Here is a 250-nt window from a genome sequence, read left to right on the forward strand (position 1 = left end):
GCGCTCTACCAACTGAGCCATATCAGCACGTCTGGAGCGGGCAGCGGGAATCGAACCCGCATCATCAGCTTGGAAGGCTGAGGTAATAGCCATTATACGATGCCCGCATCCTGAAACTCGGCTACCCAGTTCTTTCTGTAACAAAAAAGAGATTTCTCTCTTTTATGTTCGAGCTGATTAATTTTTTAACCAACTCAGGCGGCGATAACGCTGCCAGAAAGTGGTGGTGGGGGAAGGATTCGAACCTTCG

At 49.6% G+C, this 250-nt stretch carries 1 tRNA gene; it reads right to left on the minus strand.

From position 1 onward, the window contains the following. Window positions 1-32: 32 nt before the first annotated feature. Window positions 33-107 (minus strand) — tRNA-Gly (locus FDW92_RS04845). Window positions 108-250 lie beyond the last annotated feature (143 nt).

The sequence above is a fragment of the Citrobacter sp. wls706 genome, from assembly GCF_005281305.1.
In the GTDB taxonomy this organism is placed as follows: domain Bacteria; phylum Pseudomonadota; class Gammaproteobacteria; order Enterobacterales; family Enterobacteriaceae; genus Citrobacter; species Citrobacter werkmanii.